General features: G+C 62.3%; 14 protein-coding genes and 1 tRNA gene. 6 read left to right on the top strand and 9 right to left on the bottom strand.

Annotated features, from left to right (window positions below):
• Window positions 1-64: 64 nt before the first annotated feature.
• The 4 genes from HZC36_16630 (at window position 65) to HZC36_16615 (ending at window position 4,164) form a co-directional block, all read left to right on the top strand.
• Window positions 65-1,831: a glutamine--tRNA ligase/YqeY domain fusion protein gene (locus HZC36_16630; GenBank protein ID MBI5708612.1), complete on the top strand. Its 1,767-nt coding sequence runs from the start codon at window positions 65-67 to the stop codon at window positions 1,829-1,831.
• Between the two features lie 267 nt (window positions 1,832-2,098).
• The gene (locus HZC36_16625; protein MBI5708611.1) at window positions 2,099-2,584 is read left to right on the top strand and encodes a DinB family protein; all 486 of its coding nucleotides are present in this window, start codon (window positions 2,099-2,101) and stop codon (window positions 2,582-2,584) included.
• 17 nt (window positions 2,585-2,601) lie between these two features.
• Complete coding sequence (locus tag HZC36_16620) at window positions 2,602-3,129, top strand: DUF1697 domain-containing protein (protein ID MBI5708610.1); 528 nt, start codon at window positions 2,602-2,604, stop codon at window positions 3,127-3,129.
• A gap of 9 nt (window positions 3,130-3,138) precedes the next feature.
• A complete protein-coding gene (locus tag HZC36_16615) occupies window positions 3,139-4,164 on the top strand; it encodes a hypothetical protein (GenBank protein MBI5708609.1) in 1,026 nt (341 codons plus the stop codon).
• A 29-nt stretch (window positions 4,165-4,193) separates the two neighbouring features.
• Here the strand turns inward: HZC36_16615 and HZC36_16610 are convergent, their stop codons facing one another.
• Window positions 4,194-4,670 (bottom strand): MGMT family protein, encoded by a 477-nt coding sequence (locus HZC36_16610; GenBank protein ID MBI5708608.1) that lies wholly within the window; start codon window positions 4,668-4,670, stop codon window positions 4,194-4,196.
• 189 nt (window positions 4,671-4,859) lie between these two features.
• Here HZC36_16610 and HZC36_16605 point away from each other — a divergent pair.
• Window positions 4,860-4,935: transfer RNA gene (locus HZC36_16605), tRNA-Gln, on the top strand.
• A 6-nt stretch (window positions 4,936-4,941) separates the two neighbouring features.
• On the opposite strand, the gene HZC36_16600 is transcribed toward HZC36_16605, so the two are convergent.
• Window positions 4,942-5,598 carry a hypothetical protein gene (locus tag HZC36_16600; GenBank protein ID MBI5708607.1) on the bottom strand — a complete coding sequence of 219 codons (657 nt, stop codon included), beginning with the start codon at window positions 5,596-5,598 and terminating at the stop codon, window positions 4,942-4,944.
• 240 nt (window positions 5,599-5,838) lie between these two features.
• Here HZC36_16600 and HZC36_16595 point away from each other — a divergent pair, with 240 nt between their 5' ends.
• Window positions 5,839-6,768, top strand: coding sequence for an SDR family oxidoreductase (locus tag HZC36_16595; GenBank protein ID MBI5708606.1), 930 nt, complete (start codon window positions 5,839-5,841; stop codon window positions 6,766-6,768).
• Between the two features lie 179 nt (window positions 6,769-6,947).
• On the opposite strand, the gene HZC36_16590 is transcribed toward HZC36_16595, so the two are convergent.
• The 7 genes from HZC36_16590 to HZC36_16560 form a co-directional block, all read right to left on the bottom strand.
• Complete coding sequence (locus HZC36_16590; GenBank protein MBI5708605.1) at window positions 6,948-8,609, bottom strand: amidohydrolase; 1,662 nt, start codon at window positions 8,607-8,609, stop codon at window positions 6,948-6,950.
• Window positions 8,606-10,012 carry an FAD-dependent oxidoreductase gene (locus HZC36_16585; protein MBI5708604.1) on the bottom strand — a complete coding sequence of 469 codons (1,407 nt, stop codon included), beginning with the start codon at window positions 10,010-10,012 and terminating at the stop codon, window positions 8,606-8,608. The genes HZC36_16590 and HZC36_16585 overlap by 4 nt, the downstream gene beginning before the upstream one ends.
• The gene (locus HZC36_16580; protein ID MBI5708603.1) at window positions 10,009-10,533 is read right to left on the bottom strand and encodes a hypothetical protein; all 525 of its coding nucleotides are present in this window, start codon (window positions 10,531-10,533) and stop codon (window positions 10,009-10,011) included. Before HZC36_16580 ends, HZC36_16585 begins: the two co-directional genes overlap by 4 nt.
• A 9-nt stretch (window positions 10,534-10,542) precedes the next feature.
• Window positions 10,543-11,496: a UbiA family prenyltransferase gene (locus HZC36_16575; GenBank protein ID MBI5708602.1), complete on the bottom strand. Its 954-nt coding sequence runs from the start codon at window positions 11,494-11,496 to the stop codon at window positions 10,543-10,545.
• Between the two features lie 246 nt (window positions 11,497-11,742).
• Window positions 11,743-13,284: a bifunctional phosphoribosylaminoimidazolecarboxamide formyltransferase/IMP cyclohydrolase gene (gene purH, locus HZC36_16570; protein MBI5708601.1), complete on the bottom strand. Its 1,542-nt coding sequence runs from the start codon at window positions 13,282-13,284 to the stop codon at window positions 11,743-11,745.
• Window positions 13,285-13,310: 26 nt separating this feature from the next.
• On the bottom strand, window positions 13,311-14,852 hold the full coding sequence (locus HZC36_16565; protein ID MBI5708600.1) for a hypothetical protein: 1,542 nt from the start codon (window positions 14,850-14,852) through the stop codon (window positions 13,311-13,313).
• A 204-nt stretch (window positions 14,853-15,056) separates the two neighbouring features.
• Window positions 15,057-15,914 carry an ABC transporter ATP-binding protein gene (locus HZC36_16560; GenBank protein MBI5708599.1) on the bottom strand — a complete coding sequence of 286 codons (858 nt, stop codon included), beginning with the start codon at window positions 15,912-15,914 and terminating at the stop codon, window positions 15,057-15,059.
• Window positions 15,915-16,008 lie beyond the last annotated feature (94 nt).

The following is a 16,008-nucleotide window of genomic DNA, read 5'->3' as shown; positions in this document are numbered from 1 at the left end:
CTACGAACCTAACAACCTGCAAACCTACGCAGTAAACTCAGGAGCCAAGGGAAACCCCGACTCTATGTGCCATTTGACCCCCGAGCAGTTCGCCGCCATCCCGAGCGATTTCATCCGAGACGCCATCAAGCAGGACCTCGCCGAAGGCAGGTTCGACCGTGTACACACGCGCTTCCCTCCGGAGCCCAACGCCTACTTGCATATCGGACACACCAAAGCGCTCTGGATCAATTACGGGATTGCTCAGGACTTTGGCGGGAAGTTCAACCTCCGCTTCGACGACACCAACCCCGAGAAGGAGGAGCAGGAGTTCGTCGACGGCATCATCGAGGACGTCCATTGGGTTCTCTCATTGAAAGCCCCTCCCTTGGTTTTGCGAAGCGAAACTGAGGGAGGGGTTGGGGAGGGAGACAACTACCGGCCTGAAGTCATGGGTCCTCTCTTCGCCTCCGACTATTTCGAGCAGATGTTCGAGTGGGCCAAGGACCTCATTCGCAAGGGAAAGGCCTATGTCTGCGACCTCACGGCTGATGAGGTCCGCGAAACCCGCGGAACCCTTACCGAGCCGGGCACAAACAGCCCCTTTCGCGAGCGGTCTGTTGAAGAGAACCTCGACCTCTTCGAGCGCATGAAGGACGGGGAGTTCCCGGATGGAACTCGGACGCTTCGCGCGAAGATCGACATGGCAAGCCCCAACCTGGTCATGCGGGACCCTGTGATGTATCGAATCCTCCACGCTGAGCACCACCGCCAGGGGGGCAAGTGGTGCGTGTATCCCATGTACGACTGGGCGCACGGCCTAGAGGACTCGATCGAGGGCGTCACCCACTCGCTATGCTCGCTCGAATACGTCATCCACCGTCCACTCTACGACTGGTTCCTCGACGAGCTAGGCATCTACCATCCCAGGCAGATCGAGTTCCCCAGGCTCAATATCACCTACACCGTCATGAGCAAGCGCCGCTTCATCGAATTGGTGAACGGCGGCCACGTGTCCGGTTACGACGACCCGCGCTTGCCCACACTTGTGGCGATGCGCCGTCGCGGCTACACGCCCGAGGCGATTAAGGAATTTGTGACTCGCGTGGGTTTGACCAAAGCCGACAGCGTGATCGAGGCGCATGTACTCGAGGATTGCGTCCGCGAGGACCTGAATAAGCACGCGAGCCGGGTGATGGGCGTCCTGAACCCGCTGAGGGTCGTCATCACCAACTTTCCCGAGGGCCAGATCGAAGAGATGGACGCGGTCAATAACCCCGAGGACCCCGAAGCCGGGACGCGCAAGGTCCCGTTTGGGCGCGAGCTTTACATCGAGCGCGAGGACTTCATGGAGGAGCCCCCTCCCAAGTTCTTCCGCCTCGCCCCAGGGCGCGAGGTTCGTCTCCGCTATGCGTACTTCATCACCTGCCAAGAGGTCGTCAAGGACGCCAGCGGCGAGATCGCGGAACTGCGCTGCACCTATGACCCGGCCACCAAGGGCGGCGATGCCCCAGATGGACGCAAGGTCAAGGCGACGATGCACTGGGTGGCTGCGGAGACGGCGGTGAAGGCGGAGGTCCGGCTTTACGACCACCTGTTCCGCAAGCCGAACCCCGACGAGGCGCCCGAAGGCGGCAGCTATCTGGACAACTTGAACCCGAACTCGCTGAAAGTGGTGCAGGCGTTCGTCGAGCCCAGCGTCAAGGATGCACCGGCGGGCACTCGGTACCAGTTCGAGCGCATGGGCTACTTTTGCGTGGACAAGGACTCATCTCCCGGCAACCTCGTCTTCAACCGAACAGCGACTCTCCGCGACGCCTGGGCAAACATCCAGAAAGCGGGAGGGGGATAGCCCCTCCCTTGGTTTTCGCTCTGGTGGAAACTGAGGGAGGGGTTGTCGCAGATCCCACCGAGCGAAGCGAGGGGAACGAAGTCGGGAGGGTGGGAGACCACCTCGCCCATACAGGGAGAGACCGGTCAGCGTAGCGAACCGGGTGAGGATAAACTCTGTGCATCTCCGCGCTCCCTGCGTGAAAGCCCCCATTAGGCGCTGGCACAGAACCGGCGGCTGCTTTCCTGCTCCCCCAGTGGGCATAGATAGAGGATAATCCCCTAACCAATGAACCAGACCCTTCACGACCTCCTCAAAGCCCGGCTCGCCCTCGTCCGCGAGGACCTCGATGAGGCCATCTCCAGACTCTCGGATGCCGACCTTGATTGGGCGCCTACCCCAGGCATGCGCACCGTGCGCGGCCAGCTCATCGAAATCGGCGCCACCGAGCGGCAACTGATGACCTGGATCACCGACCAGAAGAAACTAAGCTACGAAGAGGCTGGGGACTTCGGCAGCCGATCTCAGACGATCGAAGGGCTCAAGCAGGCTCTTGCAGACACCCGGATGCAGACGCTTGAGTACATCGACTCTTTGACCGCCGAGGAACTCGAACAGCCATTCCCATTCCCCGAGCGGTGGTTCGAGTCTCTCCGCCAGCCATTCACGCCGCGTGCCGAGGCCTTGCGCAGCCTCGCCCAACATGAGTGGTATCACACCGGGCAACTCGTCTCTTACCTTTGGTCCCGTGGCGACAACCCTTACAAGTGGTGATTTCAAAGGAGCCTGAATTGAGCCCTTGCGCACTGTTCTTAAGAGCCATCAACGTCGGAAAGCACAACCGCATCACGATGGCGGAGCTCATCGAGGTGATCGAGAAGACGCGCCTTGGCAAGGCATCCACCTTCTTGCAGTCGGGAAACGTGCGAATTGAGACGAAGCATGAGCCGGAAATCGCAGCGGGGGTCGTCGAACACGCCCTGTCCGTCTATGGCCTCAAGGAACCGATCGCAGTGCCGCTCTCCTGGGACCGGCTCAAGCAACTCGTCGACTCCAGACCCTTCGAAGGCAAGGTGACTGAGAGAGACCGCAGCATGGCCATCTTCCTGCGCAACCCACTGGAGAATCATGCCGCCGCCCTTGGAGATCAGGGCGATTGGTCAATCGTGGGGACTGAGCCCGAGGTTCTCTATGCGGTCGTCCGCCGGGGAGTACCGCTTAACATCGACCTCCGAAAGCTCGCCTCCGGCCCCATACGTACCCCGGCCACGATGCGTTGGTGGAACGTGGTCGAGGACTTTATAGAGAAGGTGGGGTAGGAGTCACAGATGTTGCTTCCCAGACCGAAACCTGAGCCATTGGATCTGTCAAAGATGGACCTGAGTGCTGCTGCCAGGGCCCTCGGCCTTCATAAGCTGATCGTCAAGGTCCCATACCTTGGGGTCCAGTTGGACGACGGAGTCCTGTCTATCCTCGCGCACAACGAGCCCACCGGGATCTCCGTGCTCCATAGAGACGAACAGTGGGTTGTGGAAACCGATGAATGGCACGGGCACTTTGAATCCGCGGCAGATGCTCTCACTGCCGCAAAGCTGCTCCTCTGCGGACAAGCACGTACCGTGGTCGCAAAACGAGGAGAACGACTTGCAGCCACATGGCGTGAGACCTGGGATGGCGAGGCGTTTGAAACTTCCAATGTGGCCTACTACCTGAGTCCTTTTGATCGACAGGAATGGGAGCTTTGGCCCGGAGAACAATGGGTGATCGAACGAAAAGCCCGCCTCGCCATCGGCGTCGCTGACTGGAAGAGCCTCGGACTGAGGATTCGTGGCCGATGGCTCAAGCCTGACGAAATGAGTGACGGTGTCATCGAAGGCGACTCGTTTGCAATGAAGCCAGACGACTGGATGCTGAACAGGTTTTCTACGAGTCTGGGCTCACCACCCGAAGGCTGTCGCTGGGCCTCCAATACGAGCGCGACTTTTGTCTTTCCCCTGCCGCTCGAATTCCGTTCCAGTGAAACGGAGAGGCAATCGGGCCCAAAGCTCGAGGTCTTCTTGAATCAATCTGAAACTCGATGCTTCCGCGTGCAAGTGGGTTACCGAGAGGTCGAGGCGAGCAAGAGAGAAAGGACTCGCAAGGAGAACTCAGGGCCGACTTTGGTAGAACAGTTCGATGACGAGAGCACTCGGTCCGAAGGTTGGTTTGGCGCCATGTGGCGCGTCTACTTCAACGATGACCAAGACGAGATGCTGGCCCAAGTTGGCGCCTATCAGCGATCGGACGCTGATCTCGACTTCATCGCCTTTCGGTCTGAGATCGAACAGCTGCTCCATAAGAGCGCGGCTCACTAGCAACGTGAACTAGCACTCCCAGTTTGGGATCACGCTACGACCAGCTTCTTCCCCTTCGCCACCACCTTGATGCCCTCCGACTCCAGCAGCGCCTTCTGCAGCTCCGGCGCGCCGGGATACTTGGGGTTCAGTTCGCCGCCGGTCTTGACCACCCGCCACCAGGGCACGCCCCGGTGCGCCGCCTTGGGGTTGATCCTCTTGCCACAGTCCTCGGCCACGTTCAGCCCTTCGGCCTCGCAGCTTGCGTAAGAAAGCAGCCATGTGAAGATGCCCGTGGTCATCGGACAACACATTTCAGTCTTGTGCTTGGCCATGATCTGGGCCGCGATCTCACCGATCGGCATCACCTTTCCCCTTGGGATCGTCTTGACAATCTCCTCGATTTCCGAGGGCGCCGGCACCACCCATCGTTTGTGCGTCTTGTCGCAGTCGAAGACCATTGGGAAGCCCGGCTTGGCCTTCGCCTCGGCCCACTTCTGGGTCCATGATTTTCGCTTGTATGGCATGGCCCCATTGTGTCGCGGGAAGACACGGTCGGGGGAGGGGGTACGAACGGCGAAGGGCGAAGGGCAAGTAGCCCCCTCCTCGTTTTGGTTCGTAAATGAGGAGGGGGTTGGGGGTGGAGACACGACTGACGAATGCCTGAGCACCTGAGAACTCCCCATTGCCCCCCGCGGGTATCATATCCATCCCATTGCCCGATAGCTCAATTGGCAGAGCGCCTGACTCTGGATCAGGAGGTTTCAGGTTCGAGACCTGATCGGGCAGCCAACTCCCTTAGCTCACCGCCCACTCGGCTGCGCAGCGTCGGAAGAACGTTCGGGTGTCGTTCCCGACAAGCCCTTTCAAGGCCCTCTCGGCGGGCGGGCGGAGCAGCGGCTTCAGCCGCTCCACCTCGGGAATCGGCATCTCGGAAAGCGCCAGCAGCAGATAGAAGAACGGAAAGCCATAGGGCCTACTCCTCTCCATCGAGTCCTCGACCCATCGAACCGCCCTTGCCAAAATCGCCTCACACGCTGGTATCCGGGTCGCGGAGAGAGCGCGCCACCAAGCCACCGAGCACCGATAGCAGCAGAACCTCGCCGACCCACGATCGAATGAAGCGATCACCCGGCTCGCCTTCTCGCGGTCCCATCCCGTGTCGACTCCCCAAAGGGCCAGCGCCCTGGTCGATTCCTCACCCAAGACGTGTATCACTCCGACCCGACTCATCGAGTTGTCCTCGTAGGTAGGCGTCCCGTTCCGGGACTCAACATCGTGCTGCGTGGGCATGAACAGGTGCGTCGCATAGGCCCCCGGCAACCCTTGTCGGCCCGCTATCCACCGAAGGGTTTCGGAAACGGCAGGTTCGTTCTGCGGGCGCCCTTCGAGCCTTGCCCGCTCAAGCGACCACAGGGTTTGCGCCATCGAATCGGTGTTGAGGATCGGTTTCATCTCTGGTTCTGCCTCGCCCTCAGGCATACCTCAATACCCCGGCAGAGTCCAAGCTCGGTCCTGCGGCCAAAGGTTGACTGAGAGTCTGCCCCACGGGACACCTTCATTGTTCTTAGGGAACCCTCGGCCTTCTTCACACCTGTGCAGGACATGCTTGCCCCCGGCAGACTGAGGGTCTGCCCCACGGGCAGCCTTCATAGCCTTTACGCGCCTTCGTTCATCCTCACGCATAATCAGGCCATGCGCGCCGTTGTGACGGGAGGGGCGGGGTTCCTCGGCTCCCACCTGGTGGATCGCCTTGTTGAGCGGGGATGGGACGTCGTCGTGATCGACAACCTGATCACCGGTTCGACCGACAACTTGGTCCAGCACCTCGGCAACCCGCAGGTCCGTTTCATCAAGCAGTACGTCACCGAGTTTCTCTACCTGGATGGCCCGGTGGACTTCATCTTCCACTTCGCCAGCCCGGCAAGCCCGGTCGACTTCGAGCGGTTTCCGATTCAGGTGCTCAAGGTTGGTGCTCTGGGAACCCACAAGGCGCTCGGCCTTGCCAAGGCCAAGGGCGCGAAGTTCCTCATCTCCAGCACCAGCGAGGTCTATGGCGACCCCCTCGTCTCTCCGCAGCCGGAGACCTATTGGGGCAACGTCAACCCGATCGGCCCAAGGGGCGTCTACGACGAATCCAAACGCTACGCCGAATCCATGACCATGGCCTATAGAAACTTCCACAAGGTGGACACGCGGATCACGCGGTTTTTCAACACCTACGGCCCCCGAATGCGGCTTGACGATGGGCGCGTGGTGCCCAACTTTATCGCCCAGGCCCTGCGCGGCGAACCTCTCACGGTGTATGGCGACGGCTTGCACACACGGAGCTTCTGCTACGTGGACGATACGATCGAGGGCACCTTGATGCTGGCGGAATCCAACTATCAGGAGCCCGTCAACATCGGCGCCGAGTTCGAGTTTCCGATCCTCGAGTTCGCCAAGCTCATCCTCAAGTTGACAGGCTCAGACAGCGAGATCGTCCACCTTGAGGCGGCAATTGACGACCCGAAGCAGCGCCGCCCCGACCTTACGCGTGCGCGCACGGTCCTCGGTTGGGAGCCGAAAACGTCGGTCGAAGAGGGGCTAAGAAGGACGATTGAGTACTTCAAGAGCAAGGTGTGAGCTGCGCAGGTGCGTGGTTGCTGAGATTCTTGGGTTGTCAGGTGGTCAGGTTTTTAGGTCCTCAGGTGTTTGGTGATATTCGATAAGGGATAAGTGGGTCAGGGATAAAGGATAGTTTCTTGGAGTTCTCTATCCTCTATCCCAGATTCGCCCAGCGCCCTTCTCTCATCGCGCATCGCCTATCGCGAATCGCCCTCGCAGACGATCCAGTCCGCAAGCTGGCCTTCACTGAGCGAGCCCATGCGGCCGCCGTCCTCGTTGGCTTCCGCGGCCTTCTGGGTGTAGCCGAGCAGTGCCTCCATGCGTGTCAGGTTTTCGGCAGGGTCGAACCCCTCCGGCCTATCCGATGCACACCGAACCCCCACCCAAGGGTCGCCCGAGACGATCGGCCGGTCGGAGCTGAGGCTTAGCGCGATTCCCGCGTCCACCACTGAGCGCATTCTTTTGATCTTCGAGGCTCGCTCGGGGCCAAGCTGCCGCTTGTAGGCGTGGGCGAACCGGATCAGAAACTCGGGCTGCATCGAGACGTGGCATCCAAGGCCCGCCAAACGCTCGATCTGAGAATCTGAGAGCAGCATCGCGTGTTCGATGCGGTGTCTGCTTGGCTCGCCGGTGGCCTCCAGGACATCCATCACGAGGTCCGTGGCGTAATCCCCGATCGAGTGGATCGCAATCCGAAATCCCGAGCTGTGCGCGGTCCGCACCATCTCGTTCAGCCGCTCAGGAGCATAAAGGAGCTGCCCAGAAGTCTGAGCCCCCTCCCCTTGTAGCGAGGCGATAGGGGGAGTGGGCAGAGGGGTGGAGGTTCCGGAAGCCCCTCCCTTGGTTTTCGCTCCGGCGGAAACTGAGGGAGGGGTTGGGGTGGGAGACTCCGGAGCCCCCTCCTTGGTTTTCGCTCCGGCGGAAACTGAGGAGGGGGTTGGGGGGGGAGACAACTCAGATGCCACATACCTCCCATAGATTGCAGCCGTCCCGGCGCCTACCGCCCCATCGGCAAAGATCTTCACGCCACACAGCTTGATCAGATCGGCATTCCAGTGCCGGGTCCGCTCCCGCAGCGCCTCGTCGCCCATCCCTCGACCCCCAAACACCGCCGACCACACCGGATACAGCCGCACCCTTGCCTCGCAGCCCCGTTTCACCGCCTCCTCATAGGCGTCGAGCTCCTGCGCGAGCCCGAATCGCCCGGTCATCATGTCGGTGGCACAGGCGATTCCCAGCTCTTTCATTCGCTTGCCCGCGAGCAGGATCCCCTGCACCATCTCCTCGAAACTGGGGTCCGGCGCCCCGGCGGTGACTTCCTCGTGGACCCTCTCAAAGAGCGTGCCGTCCAGTCTGCCCGAGGCGTCCCGCCCGAACGATCCGCCCTTCGGGTCCGGGGCTCCATCAGGAACACCCGCCGCCTGGAGCGCCGCCGTGTTCGCCACGCTGGCGTGCCCGCTCACGTGTCGCAGCAACACCGGCCGGCTGGGAATCACCCGATCGAGATCCCAGCGCGTCAGGTGAACTCCGTCCGAAAACCGCGTCTGATCGTAGTGGACCGCATGCAGCCACTTTCCCGGCTCCATGTTGCGCTCCCAATCCCTGAGCCTCGCTAGCACCTCATCGCGCGTTCCGCAACCGCCGAGGTTCAACTTCAAAAGGTCGAGCCCGGTCGGCAGAAAGTGGCAGTGCGCGTCGATGAAGGCGGGCATCAGCAGTTGGCCACCAAGGTCCTGGACCTGTGCTCCCTCGGGGCGCTCGGGGCTTGGCCCGCGACGCCAGACCACGCGCCCATGCTCGATGAGCATCTCTTGCGGCGAACCATCAAAGGCCCAGAGGAAGTTGTTCAGCAAGGTCAAGAGAGCGATACCTCTGTGGACACCCGCTCCGCCGAATCCAGCGCACCCTCGATGCGGCCGGCGCTCTCTCCCCAGAAGTCGCCCGCAAAGTGAAGCCGACCCTCCGGCGTGATGAGGTTCTCGCTGTGAGCGAGCACGAATCCGGTCGAGGGGAACATGTAGGCCCCGCCCGAGGGTGAATCGGCCAGCCACGCGGTCCAGGTCCCACCTGTGAAGTGCTCCTTCGCCTGAGGGAAGTGGCCGGCGAGGTCTTCCAGGCACCCGCGAACGGGGTCGGAGAACCGGGCCCAACTCTCAGCGGCCTTGCCGCAGATCCAGACGTTGAGGACCGAGGGGCGGTCTGTTGCGGTTGGGGGGGCAGAACTTCCGGTGTTCGTCTGATCTGACTTGTCAGCCTTGTCCGACCGGTCCGACATGTCCGACACGGCTGCCTTGTCGGGCCCAGACCCCAGACCCTGCACCCCAGACCCCAGAGTTCCGTCCCAAGTCCGCTGGATCGGCCTATTCGTCATCAACCGGCCGTTCCAGCCGATCTCGGTCCACCAGTCCCGGCTGAACTCCAAACACACCTTGACCGCCCGGCCGTAGACCGCCGCCTCCCAGGCCGCTCGCTTTTTGGGGGAGATGGATGGAGTGATGGCCACCTGCAGCAGCGCTTTGGGCGGCATGGCGAGGACCGCCTGGTCGAAGTTCTCACTCGTCCCGTCGGCGAAGGTCAGGAACACCTGGTTTTCCTTCCATTCGGTATTCACGAGGCGCTTGCCGGTCTGGACTGGGCTCTTCAGGCTGGCGGCGAGCTTTGCGACCAGCTCCGACATGCCTCCAGGAATACGAAACGCCGTGGTGGAAGCGGCGCGTGCCCGATCGCGCTTGGCCTGAACCAGATAGCCGTAGACGCTGATCCGCCCGGGGTCCTCGCGCATCTCGGCGCGGAGTTTGGATTCCAGCCACCACGCCCCGCGCTCGCTGAGCGCTTTGGACTTGATGAGGATCTGCAGGCTCAGGGTGTCCAGCCGCCCAACCTGGAACGCCGTGACCTTGGGGTTGTCTAGGGTCTCCAGCAGCGAGTCGAGCTCCTGTTTCAGGCGTTGGTCGTCGAGAGCGGCGTCCTCCCAGAGGCTCGCGCCGGAGTTCGTCTCGCCCTTGTAGAACAGCGTGTTCGGCCCGGTGGGGCTCTCGATGGGCGGCAGCCCGAGGCTGCGCGCCAAGGTCAGCGCGCGCTGGTGCTCGGGGAGGATCCACTCGGCGGCGGCCTCATAGACCAGGCCGTCGCGGTGGACGGTCTGGATGCGCCCGCCGAGGCGGTCGGTGGCCTCAAAGACGCGCACCTCCGCGCCGGAAGCCTCCACCCTCCGCGCGGCATACAGCCCCGAAATCCCTGCTCCGACAACGGCGACTTTCACGAGGCAGCTCCGCTTAGCTTCAGCCCACGGTTATCAGTGACTGCTAGATTGAGTTGGTGTTCGACGGCAAGGAGATCTGTTTCTGCGGAGAACGCCGCCAATGGAACTGCCAAGTTCTTTCCCTCCAAAGTCCCCATGAGTAGAACTCCACAAAGCCGTTCGCAGCTGATAATGTCCGAAAGAGGGAGCGACAGTCCTCTTTTGCCGTCGGAAAACGCCTCAGCACCAGTGTCCGAGAACCTAACGTACATCGGAGAGTTCTGTCCGAACCCCATTTGCTGGAGTGAACGCTCATACATTCCCAAGAGACGTCGGGATAGGTGGAGCGCCCCCAGGATGTATGCGGCCGCGAAGACAAACGCCCACCACAGAGAGTGCCTCCACACGATTAAGAACCACACCGGACCTTGTACTCCGATGACCACTGGCACCTTCCAGAGCCCGTTCCTAACGATCAGTTTCCGAGCTATCGATTTCGCCTGAACAGCCGGCAAGGAGAACTCTCTCGTAACAACCTCCATGACCTCTCCTTAGGAACCAACCACCACATCCACTAGAGCAAACACGAATACGCCCAGCGACACGTATCCGTTGAGCGTGAAGAACGCCAGATTGATCCTAGAGAGGTCGTTCGGCTTCACCAGGCTCTGCTCATACGCCAGCAGCGCCGCCGCAAACGCCACCCCCACATAGAACCACAGCCCCGCGCCGACCAGGACTCCGCCCAGAGCCAATGCCAGCACCGCTCCTATATGACACATACGACTAATAAGGAGAGCTCGGTGAACCCCCACCCAGGCCGGGAGCGATCTCAGCCCATGCCCCCGGTCGAACTCGACATCCTGCAGCGCATAGAGGATGTCGAACCCCGCGGTCCAGAAGAGCACCGCGAACGTGATCGGCAGGATCGCCCAGCTTAGCGTCCCCGTCACCGCGATCCACGCTGCGGCCGGCGCGATCCCCAGGCTCAGCCCCAGCACGAAGTGGCAGAGCGGCGTGAAGCGCTTGGTCAGGCTGTAACCGAGCGTCACCAACAATGCCACGGGGCTCAGCATCAGCGAGAGGGGGTTCAGCAGTGCCGCCGCCGTCACGAACACGGCGCTCGATCCGAAGAAGAACAGGTTGGCGTGCCTAAGCTGCAGCAGCCCCGCCGGCAAAGCCCGCATTTTGGTCCTCGGATTGTCCGCGTCTATCGCCCGATCCGCGATCCGGTTGAACGCCATCGCCGCGCTGCGGCAACTCACCATCGCGAGCACGATCAAGAGGAAGGTCGGCCAGCCAGGCCAGGGGCTCCCCGGGTACCCAGGTGGAACATAGGTGGCCCCTTCCGGCAACTGGTAAACGACGTGCGGCTCCCGCTCGACCGTCCGGCTACCCCACATCATCCCGATCATCGCGAACGGCAGCGCGAAGATCGAGTGTTCGATCTTGATCATCTCCAGATAGACCCGGAGCGCGCCGAATCCCCGGGCGGCGGTCGCCATGCCGGAGAGTGTACTTAAGCGTCGGCTTACTGGTGCGAGGTCTGAGGTCCGAGGTCTTGGGGGATGGGGGATGGGGTATGGGGTTTGGGATATGGGGTTTGGGATATGAGGTCGGGGGCCCCTCCCTTGTTCTTGACGCAGTCGAAAATGCTTCCGAGTCCCGCCTTGTCGGGAAGGGAGGGGTTGTCGCAGATCCCGCCGAGCGAAGCGAAGGGAACGAAGTCGGGAGGGTGGGAGACTTCGGGATCAGTGTTTGAAGTGCCGGACTCCCGTGAACACCATCGTGAGTCCACGCTCGTTGGCGGCGGCGATGGCTTCGTCGTCCTTCTTGCTTCCGCCGGGCTGGATGAAGGCCCTCACACCCGCCTCGGCGGCGGTGATGAGGCTGTCCGGGAACGGGAAGAACGCGTCGCTGGCGAGCGCTGCGCCATTGGCTGATTCACCTGCTTGAGCCAAGGCGAGGCGGACACTCTGAACGCGATTCATCTGGCCCGCGCCCACTCCCAATAGCCTTGTTGCCGAACCGATGACGATGGCGTTGGAGGAAACGTGACGTATGATCCTCCACTGAAACCGAAGGGCCTCCCACTCCTCCGAGGTCGGCTGCCGATCGGTCACGACCTTCCAGTCCGCCTCGCCGGGATCGACGTCCACGTCCTGCACCAACACCCCGCCACCCATCGTTCGGAAGGACCGGCCACGGTACGGCCTTGCCGGATCTCCCACCAAGAGCCTGCAATTCGCGGCCCACTGGGTATGCGCTCGAAACCGCTCGATCAGGTCCTCCGACTCCCATCCCGCCGACACGATGACCTCGAGGAAGTTGCCTTTCTCGGTCATGGCGGCAACGGCGGCTTCATCCACGACTTGGTTGAATCCCACGATCCCGCCAAAGCTCGAAACCGGGTCGGAGGCCTTTGCCAGCCGGTAGCTATCCCCCAAGTTCGCCCCAAGCGCCGCGCCGCACGGGTTGGCGTGCTTGATGATCGCGCAGGCGCCCTTTGGAAGCTCGCAAACCAGGTCCCAAGCGCCTTGGGCGTCTAGCCAGTTGATGTAGCTGACCCCTTTTTCTTGGGAGCCGATCAGCGTGAGCGCGCTCTGAGCGTTCAACGGGTCGATGTAGCGTGCGCCCTTCTGGTGCGGGTTCTCTCCATACCGAAGCGGCATCCCGTCCCAGCGGCATCCGAGCGTGAGCTTCTCGGGCCATTCCGACCCGCCGGCGCGCTCGGTCATGTAGCGCGAGATCATCGAGTCGTAATAGGCCGTGTGCCGGAACGCCTTCGCCGCAAGGCTGATCCTCAGCGAATCCGGAACCTCGCCAGAGAGGGCCTCCAGAACCGCGCCGTAGTCGGCAGGGTCCACCACCACCAGCACCGACGCATGGTTTTTGGCGGCGGAGCGCACCATCGCGGGACCTCCGATGTCGATGGATTCGACGGCGGCTTCGAACTCGTGGGGCCCGCTGACGGTCTGTTCGAATGCGTAGAGGTTGACGCAGAGCACGTCGATCCCCGTGATGCCGGCCTCAGCCATGGCGGCAACGTGGCCCGGATTGCGCCGATCCCCCAGCAGCCCTCCGTGGACCATCGGGTGCAGCGTTTTGACGCGCCCGTCCATCATCTCCGGAAATCCGGTGACGTCGCTCACGTCGCGGACCGCCAGGCCCGCCTCTCGCAGAGCCTTTGCCGTGCCGCCCGTGCTGATCAGCTCGAACCCAAGATCAGCCAGCCCGTGGGCGAAATCGGCAGCGCCGGACTTATCGGTGAGAGAGAGGAGGGCACGTGGCATCGTGCCCTCATTTTGAAGGGAAAGCCCTAGTTTCCGCCGCCCGACTTAACCGGCGGATCGGTGCTCGGCGGCTCGACCTTGATGCGGATCCTCTGGGTGACCGTCGCGCCCTGATCGTCGTAGGCGGTGAGTGTGAACTCGGTCTCTCCGGTGATGGAGATATCGCGTTCGCCCTGCACACCCACGGTCTGCGGGTTGTCCAGGTCCTGAGAGAGCTCGACCCTTTCGGCATTGGTGACCTGCCAGGTGATGTGCACGGGGCCACCGCCCTCGGGAACCGTCTTCACGTCGGAGCGGAACACCACAATGGAGGCCTTACTGCCTTCGACCACGTGGACCCGGACCGTTTTCTTCACGAGCTTGCCCTGGTTCTCAGCCACCAACTGGTATTCGATATCGCCCTTCACGTCCGCAATGACCTTGAGCTGGCTCACCTTGGGGTCGAGCGCAATGCCGCCGGGCGCCAGGGTGAGGCTCGTGACGGCGCCCGCCACCTCATACTGCACGAGGATCGGCTGGCCCAATTTGACCTCACGCGGGGTGATGTCGAACCGGGTGATCTTGGGAGCGATGACTTCGGGCGGCACATGGACGGTGAACATCCGCGTCACCCGCGAGCCCTGACGCGAATCGCGGAACGCATAGCCGACCACCTCGCCGCTCACGTCCGCCGTGAAGGTCTTTTCACCCTCCAATTCACCGCCCTGGACGATGGGTATGCCATTTACACGGATATCCACGCCGTTTGCGTTGGTCGCCTTCCAGCGGATGTGCACGACCTCGCCGGCCATCGGATTCTCGTTGTCCAGGCTCAGGCTGTCGAGTGTTGGCGGCTTGGGAAGCAACAGCCACCATCCCGCAAAGACGATCAGCATGAGGAGGCCCAATGCCAACATGCCTGGCGACAAGACCGGACGCTCTTCAAGCTGGGCCGTCGCGGAGGACGCAAGGGAGGGCGTGAGGGTCGACCTGGCGGTAACCTGGAATCCGTGCAAGCGGACGCTGGAAAAAGGCCTCGCCTTGGCGGAGTGCGGCGTCACTGAGACCACCTTTGTTTGCCCGGGACCGAGGTCGAGCTGCTGCTCCTCGAAGTCGTAGGTCAGTTCGTCTTCGGGGTCGCTGCCGCGGAGTTGGACGGTTTGCTCGACGTTGCCCAGGTTCATGAGCGTCACTTCAAAGCGGTTCGCCTTTCGGAAGGGTGAAATGATCCCTTTCTTGGGCGAGATCTCCATGCTCAGGTGGTTGAACGCCTGCACGCTCACGATGGCTTGCACCGTGCGCGACTCCCCGGTTTCCAGCGACCGCACCTTGATGACGAACGGATAGTCACCGGCCATGCTTTCGCTCTGGCGCGGGGGTTTGAGAAAGACCTTTTCTTGGTGAATGTCGCGCGCCTCGACCGAGAAGGTAGGCACGGGGACTGCGATCCACTCGGGGTCGAGCCCTTCGACGGACACCTCGAAGCGGTCCGGATCATCGGACCGGTTGGCGATCTCGAAGCCCACCGGCACGGTTGCGCCAGGCTCGACGGGAACAATGTCCGCCCCAATTCGGACGGTGAAGCTCATCGGTGCGAATTCTAGCAGATGAAGGGTCCGGGACTGTTGCAGCGTGGGACCTGCCCAAAGCTGTTTCGCTCCCGCGGACAAGGGTGTCCGCGGTCCGTCCCTATGTCCCTTTGTCCCTTCATCTCCGCATCATCCATTCCGGGCGGGGGCGATTAAGGATGTCGGCGCTCCGTCGAGCGGTATCGGCGCGGCGCAGGCAGGAAGCTACGGCACGCGCAGCGCTTCCGGGAACACGCGGAGCGTGTCGCCGTCTTCGATCCTTCGGAACGTCACCCCGTAGGCATCATCGAGCCGCGGGTCCGTGAGGGCCTCTCGGATGGGCTCTTGAAGCGCCACCCGCCCTCCGCTCAGGAGGATCGCCTCCTCCGCAAATTCGGCCGCGAGATTCAGATCGTGAACGGCCGCCAGAATCGCGTAGCCCCGCGCGGCCAGGTCCCGGATCAGCTTTGAGATCGCCATCTGGTGGGCGACGTCGAGGTGAGAGGTGGGTTCGTCGAGCAGCATCACGGGCGCTTGCTGGGCCAGGGCTCGCGCGACCAAAACCCGCTGCTTCTCTCCGCCGCTGATCTCGGTGATCGGGCGATCGGCGAGCGAAAGGCAGTCGGCCATGCGCATCGCTTCGTCGGCGACCTTCAGGTCTTCGGGCGTGTCGAAGAGGCCCGTGGAGTGGGGCAGCCTGCCCATGACGACAACTTGGCGGACGCTGAACCGGAAAGGTGGCGCCTCCTCCTGGGGCACGTAGCTGGCGCGCTTGGCGATTTCGGAGCTTGAGAGGCCCTCAACAGGTGACCCGGCGAGGTCGACCGTTCCCTTGAGGGAGGGAATCGCTCCGCAGAGTGTCTTGAGCAGGGTGGATTTGCCGCTGCCGTTCGGGCCCAGAAGGGCGATTTTGGCGCCCGGGCGCAGGTCGAGGCTGACACCCTCCAGGACGACCCGGCCTGGGTAGCCGCACGAGAGGTCGCGGCAGGAGGCGAGAAGAGAGTCGCCGGGCGTTAAGCCCGCCGAGGACGCAGGCACGGAACCTGCGGCTACCGCGCTTCCCATTGCCTTACCCTTCATCATTCAGCCCTACGGGGGTCAGCCGAGGACGCAGGCACGATACCTTCGGCTACCGCGTCCCTTTGCCCCTTCGTCTCCACGTCCCATTGTCCCTTCA

This window comes from Armatimonadota bacterium (genome assembly GCA_016223145.1).
Classification (GTDB): domain Bacteria; phylum Armatimonadota; class Fimbriimonadia; order Fimbriimonadales; family Fimbriimonadaceae; genus Nitrosymbiomonas.
The sequence above is the reverse complement of the archived record's forward strand: the minus strand, read 5'-3'. Positions and strand labels throughout refer to the sequence as shown.